This is a genomic window from Amycolatopsis albidoflavus (assembly GCF_039525725.1).
Classification (GTDB): Bacteria; Actinomycetota; Actinomycetes; order Mycobacteriales; family Pseudonocardiaceae; genus Amycolatopsis; species Amycolatopsis albidoflava.
Genome location: NZ_BAAAHV010000009.1, coordinates 480,254 through 486,012 on the forward strand (window position 1 = coordinate 480,254; position 5,759 = coordinate 486,012).

5 protein-coding genes are annotated in these 5,759 nt (G+C 68.5%); all 5 read left to right on the forward strand.

All coding sequences use genetic code 11. From position 1 onward, the window contains the following. Window positions 1–39: 39 nt before the first annotated feature. The 5 genes from ABD156_RS14290 to ABD156_RS14310 are packed head-to-tail and all read left to right on the forward strand — an operon-like array spanning window position 40 to window position 5,651. A complete protein-coding gene (locus tag ABD156_RS14290; RefSeq protein WP_344272048.1) occupies window positions 40–1,509 on the forward strand; it encodes an AMP-binding protein in 1,470 nt (489 codons plus the stop codon). Continuing rightward, a complete protein-coding gene (locus tag ABD156_RS14295; RefSeq protein ID WP_344272051.1) occupies window positions 1,506–2,720 on the forward strand; it encodes a type III PLP-dependent enzyme domain-containing protein in 1,215 nt (404 codons plus the stop codon). The genes ABD156_RS14290 and ABD156_RS14295 overlap by 4 nt, the downstream gene beginning before the upstream one ends. Further along, window positions 2,717–3,193 (forward strand): cobalamin B12-binding domain-containing protein, encoded by a 477-nt coding sequence (locus ABD156_RS14300; RefSeq protein ID WP_344272054.1) that lies wholly within the window; start codon window positions 2,717–2,719, stop codon window positions 3,191–3,193. The genes ABD156_RS14295 and ABD156_RS14300 overlap by 4 nt, the downstream gene beginning before the upstream one ends. Next, on the forward strand, window positions 3,190–4,458 hold the full coding sequence (locus tag ABD156_RS14305; RefSeq protein ID WP_344272058.1) for a methylaspartate mutase: 1,269 nt from the start codon (window positions 3,190–3,192) through the stop codon (window positions 4,456–4,458). Before ABD156_RS14300 ends, ABD156_RS14305 begins: the two co-directional genes overlap by 4 nt. After that, window positions 4,455–5,651 (forward strand): cytochrome P450, encoded by a 1,197-nt coding sequence (locus ABD156_RS14310; protein WP_344272061.1) that lies wholly within the window; start codon window positions 4,455–4,457, stop codon window positions 5,649–5,651. The genes ABD156_RS14305 and ABD156_RS14310 overlap by 4 nt, the downstream gene beginning before the upstream one ends. Window positions 5,652–5,759 lie beyond the last annotated feature (108 nt).

Consider the following 5,759-nt stretch of genomic DNA (forward strand, 5'->3'; position numbering starts at 1 on the left):
TCCCGCGCAGGCACGGTGATTCTACGAATCCTTTCGGGAGTGGCAGTCGTGAACGAATCCGGTTCTCTCGTCCATGCCCTGCTCGACGCGGCGGTGGCCAGTGCGCCGGACGCCGCCGCGGTGCGCGACCGGGCGGGGGTGTGGACGTATGCCGAGCTGGCCGCTTGGAGTCACGCGGTGGAGGCGGTCCTCGCGCGGCGCGGGGTGCGGCGCGGCGATCGCGTGGTGGTGCAGTTGCCGACGGACCGGGCGCTGGTCGCGCTCTTCCACGGCACATCGCGGCGGGGCGCGGTGTTCGTGCCGATCAATCCGGCGATGAAGCAGTTCCATTTCGACTCTGTCGTCGAGAACGCCGAACCGGTGCTGATCCTGCAGCCCGAAGAATTCGCTCCACTGTGGACGGAAGTCGAAGAAGCTTACCGCGACAAGACTCGCACAGAGCCGACCGAGGTCGACCTCGACGACGTCGCGGTCCTCGTTTACACCTCCGGCAGCACGGCCGCGCCCAAGGGCGTCATCGGGCCGCACCGGCAGGTCACCTTCGCGGCCGGCGCGATCCAGGCGGTGCTGGGGTACCGCCAGGACGACGTCGTCTTCTGCCGCTTCCCGATGTCCTGGGACTACGGCCTGTACAAAGTCCTCCTCTCGACGCTCGGCCGCAGCGAGATCGTGCTCGCCGACGCCGAGTCCGATCTTCGCCTCCTGCAACGGATGCGCGAGGTCGGCGCGACGGTCGTCCCGATCGTGCCTTCGCTCGCGACGATGATCGCCACGCTGGCCGAGCGCGACCAGCGCGAACCGGCTCCGGTGCGGCTGTTCACCAACACCGGTGCGGCGCTGCCGGATTCGACCATCGAGAAGCTCCGCGACGCTTTCCCCGGCGTGCGTGTCGTCCGCCAGTTCGGCCAGACCGAATGCAAGCGGATCACCGTGATGCCGCCCGAGGAAGACACCGAACGTCCGGGTTCGTCGGGCCTTCCGCTGCCCGGCACGACCGTGCACATCCTCGCCGCCGACGGGACTCCGTTGCCCGCGGGCGAAATCGGCGAGATCGTGGCTGCCGGACCGCACGTGATGCCCGGTTACTGGCGCGCCCCGGAGCTGTCCGCGCGAGCGTTCCGCCGCGACGAGGCCACTGGCGAACTGCGGCTGCACACCGGCGATTACGGCCGGCTCGACGAGGACGGCTACCTCTACTTCGAGGGCCGCCGCGACGACATGTTCAAGCGCAAGGGAATCCGGATGTCCACTTTGGAGATCGAGGCGGCCGCGATGGACATCCCGGGCGTGCGCGCGGCGGGGGCGATCCCGCCGAGCGAGACCCGCGACCTGGCGATCTGCGTGGAAAGCGACCTGCCGCCGACCACGGTGCTCAAGGAACTGGCGCAGCGGCTCGAGCCGCAGAAGGTGCCCGCGCTGTGCCACGTCGTGGACGAGTTCCCGCTCACCGCGCACGGCAAGAACGCGACGAAGGAACTCGCCCTGCTGGTGGAAGGTGCCCGCAAATGAGCAAGTACGACGAGCTGGCCGCACGGTTCGGCACGCCGGCTTACGTGTACGACCTTGACGTGACCGCCCAATCGCGCGATCAGCTGTTCAGCCTGCTGCCCGAGGGGTTCGCGGTCTACTACGCGCTGAAGGCCAACCCGCATCCGGAGATCGCCCGCGAACTCCGCGAGGGCGGTTGCCGCGCGGAGATCAGCTCGACCGGCGAGCTGGCCAACGCGCTGACCGCCGGGTTCGCGCCGGAAGACATCCTCTACACCGGTCCGGGCAAAACCGACGGCGAGCTGGACGCGGCGATCACCGCGGGCGTCCGGTTGTTCTCCGTCGAATCGCTGACCGACCTGCAGCATGTCGGTGCCGCCGCGGACCGGCAGGACACTGTCGCGCGTTGCCTGCTGCGGGTGAACACCACGCAGGGCAGTGCGTCGACCGGGATCCGGATGATGGGTCGCCCGTCGCAGTTCGGTGTCGACGCCGAGACTCTGCCCGAGCTGATGCCGCTGTTCAAGGCGGTCACCGGAGCCAAGATCGTCGGCGCGCACTTCTTCACCATGAGCAACGCGCAGGACGAGGACGCGCTGCTCGGCGAGTACGAGTTCGTGCTGCAGTCGGCCTCGCAGCTTCGCCAGGAAGTGGGACTGCCGCTGGAACTGCTCGACATCGGCGGCGGATTCTCTTCGCCGTACGCGGTTCCCGGCGAGCGCACCGACTACCCGAAGCTGCGCAACGGTTTGGAGCAGCTGCTTGACCTCTACCTGCCGGAGTGGCGTAGCGGCGAGGTCGAGCTGGCTTGCGAATCCGGCCGCTATCTCTCCGGGACCTGCGGGACGCTGCTGGCTGGTGTCGTGAACGTGAAGGAGAGCCGGGGCCACCGGTTCGTCATTCTCGACGCCGGAATCAACGTGGTCGGCGGCCTTTCCGGCATTGGACGCCTGCTGCCCGCCGCAGTCGGGGTCGAGCAGGTCGGCGACAACCCGGGGCAACTCGTCGGTCCACTGTGTACCCCCGGCGATTCGCTCTCGAAGGCCGCGAAGCTGCCCGAGCTGTCGGCCGGGGACCTGCTGACTGTGCCGAACGTGGGCGCGTACGGCGTCACCGCGAGTCTGATCAGCTTCCTCGGCCGTTCCGCGCCGACCGAAGTCGTGGTTCGCGGCGACGAGGTCATTTCGGTGTCCCGTTTGGACTATCAGCGAGCCTATGAGGTGTCGCCATGAGCGAGGAAGTCCGCGCTTACGGCGGCAGCATCGTCGAAGAACCCAGCGGGCGCACGGTGATCGTGAGCAGCATGGCGTCCGATTCGCACACCTGGAACCTGGTCTACCTCGAACTTTTGGTGGCGGAACTCGGTTTCGACGTCGTGAACCTCGGCGCGTGTGTGCCGGACGAGCTGCTGGAGTCCGAATGCGTCAGCCGCCGTCCGTCGATGCTCGTGCTGAGCAGCGTCAACGGCCACGGCTACCAGGACGGGCTCCGGGTCGTGCAACGGCTGCGGGCGCTTCCTGAGCTGCGCCGGCTGCCGATCGTCATCGGCGGAAAACTCGGCACCGGAGGCCCGCTTTCCGACGAACAGACCGCGGAACTGCTGTTCGCCGGGTTCGACGGAGTCTTCGACGAGCAGAACGCCGCCGCCTTCCGGCACTTCGCGGCCACGCTTCCCGGCGGGGTCAGCCAGTTGGAGGGAGCGTGAGCTTCGAGCGGTTCGTAGCGCAGCGGCACGCGGCCGGGGAACTGGTCGTGCAGCCGCGCATGGGCTTCGACAGTCCGGCCGCGATGCGCGCCGGGCTGGTCGCGACCAAGCGCGCGAACGCCGCGACTGTCGGCACGCTCACGCTCGACAGCTACACCCGCGTCCGCGACACCGATTCCGCGGAACACGCGCTGCGCAACGGAATTCCGCTCAACGGCTACCCGATCGTCAACCATCCGCCCGAGGTGACCCGGGCGATGCTCGACGGTCTCGAAGGCCCGGATTTCCCGGTGCAGGTCCGGCACGGCTCGGCCCGGCCGGTGGACATCTTCCGCGCGATGATCGCCGCCGGGCTGCATGCCACCGAGGGCGGCCCGATTTCCTACTGCCTGCCTTACAGCCGCACGCCGCTCGACGAATCCGTGCGGAATTGGGCGTACTGCTGCGATCTGCTGGTCGACGCTGAACATCCTGGCGGCCGTCCGCATCTGGAGACGTTCGGCGGCTGCATGCTCGGACAGCTGTGTCCGCCGAGCGAACTGGTCGCGATCAGCGTGCTGGAAGCGTTGTTCTTCTACCGCAAGGGTGTGCGCAGCATTTCGGTGAGCTACGCGCAGCAAACGAACCTGCAGCAGGACCGCGAAGCCGTTGCCGCGTTGCGCCGGTTGTGCGCCGAGTTCCTGCCGGAAGCGACCTGGCACGTGGTGATCTACGCCTACATGGGCCTCTTCCCGCGCACGCCCGACGGAGCGATGTTGTTGCTGGGCAAGGCGGCTGAGCTGGCGATGAGCACCGGTTCGGAACGGCTGATCGTCAAGACCGCCGCCGAAGCCCACCGGATCCCGACCGTCGCCGAGAACGTGACCGCGCTCGAACACGCGGCAGCCTCGGCGAAAGGCGTCAAGACCATTGTGGACGAAGACAACCAGGTGTACCGCGAGGCGTACGCCTTGGTCGACGCGGTCCTCAACAGCCACGCCGATCTCGACCGCGCGCTCGTGGTCGCCTTCAAACGCGGTCTGCTCGACGTGCCGTACTGCCTGCACCCGGACAACGCGGGGCAGGCGCGCAGCACGCTCGACGCGGACGGCCGGCTCGGGTGGTCCGAGCTCGGTTCGCTGCCGTTGCGCGGGATCGCCGAACGCGCGCCGAGCGGCCGGATCACCTCGTCGACGCTGATGTCGGCGCTCTCGTACGTCCAGCACACCCATGACACCCAGGCATTGGAGCAGCCGATGACCGCGATCGGAGGGGATTCGCGATGAGCACGCGCCGTACCGTCCGGGCGTATCCGTTCGACATGCACGAGACGTCCGTATCCGAGACCTACCACCAGTTGCAGCGCGACGAGCCGATGAGCCGGGTGCAGTTGCCCTTCGGCGAGCAGGCGTGGCTGGCGACGAAGTACGCCGACGTCAAGCTGGTGAGCGCGGACCCGCGGTTCAGCCGGGAGCTGGCCCAGGGCCTGGACCAGCCGCGGATGCGCCGTCAGCAGATGGGCGACGGCATCATGGGCATGGACCCGCCGGACCACACCCGCCTGCGCCGCCTGGTGATGAAGGCGTTCACCGCGCGCCGGCTGGAGGCGATGCGCGAGAGCGTCCGCGTCCTGACGCACGAGCTGATCGACGCGATGATCGAGAACGGCGCGCCCGGCGACCTCGTCGAGGACCTCGCGCGGCCGCTGCCGGTCACGGTGATCTGCAACCTGCTCGGCGTGCCCAAGGAAGACCACACGATCTTCCGCGAGTGGACCCAGGCGCTGGTCAGCGACGCCACGGCGAAGGGCGACGTGCTCGACGTCTACGGCGATCAGCTGGACAACTACGTGGCCCAGCTGGTCGCGCAACGCCGCGAGGACCCGACCGACGACCTCCTCGGCGCGCTCGTCTACGCGCGCGACGCCGGGGACAAGCTCAGTGAAAACGAGCTCATCTCGATCGCCGGCGCGGGCCTGCTCACCGGTGGCGTGGAGACGGTGTCCTCGGCATTGCCGAGCTTCATCTTCACCCTGCTGACGCAGCCGGAGCTGCTCGCGCAACTGCGGGCGCAGCCGGAGATCATGCCGACCGCGGTGGAGGAGCTGCTGCGCTGGGTGCCGATCAACACCGCGGCGATGTTCGCCCGGTATGCCCGCGAGGACATCCGGATCGGCGACGTCGTGGTGCGGGCGGGCGATCCGGTGCTGCCCGCGCTGCACGCGGCGAACCGCGATCCGGAGGTGTTCGCGAACCCGGACGTCATCGACCTCACCCGCAGCCCGAACCCGCACGTCGCGTTCGGGCACGGCCCGCACCACTGCATCGGGGCGCAGCTGGCCCGGCTGGAACTGCAGGAGGCGCTGAAAGCGATTCTGGAGCGGTTCCCGGAATTGCGGCTCGCGGACGGGCGCGACGGCGTGAAATGGGAGTACGGGGTGATCGTGCGCGGCCCGTCGCTGCTGCGCGTCGCCTGGTGATTTCCCGCCCCTAACGACGTTTTCTGGGGATCCGGCGCGGCGCGAGCCGGCCATACGATCCGACCGACGACCCATGAATGCTGCCTGGCTACCGCGGTGGAGTGCGCA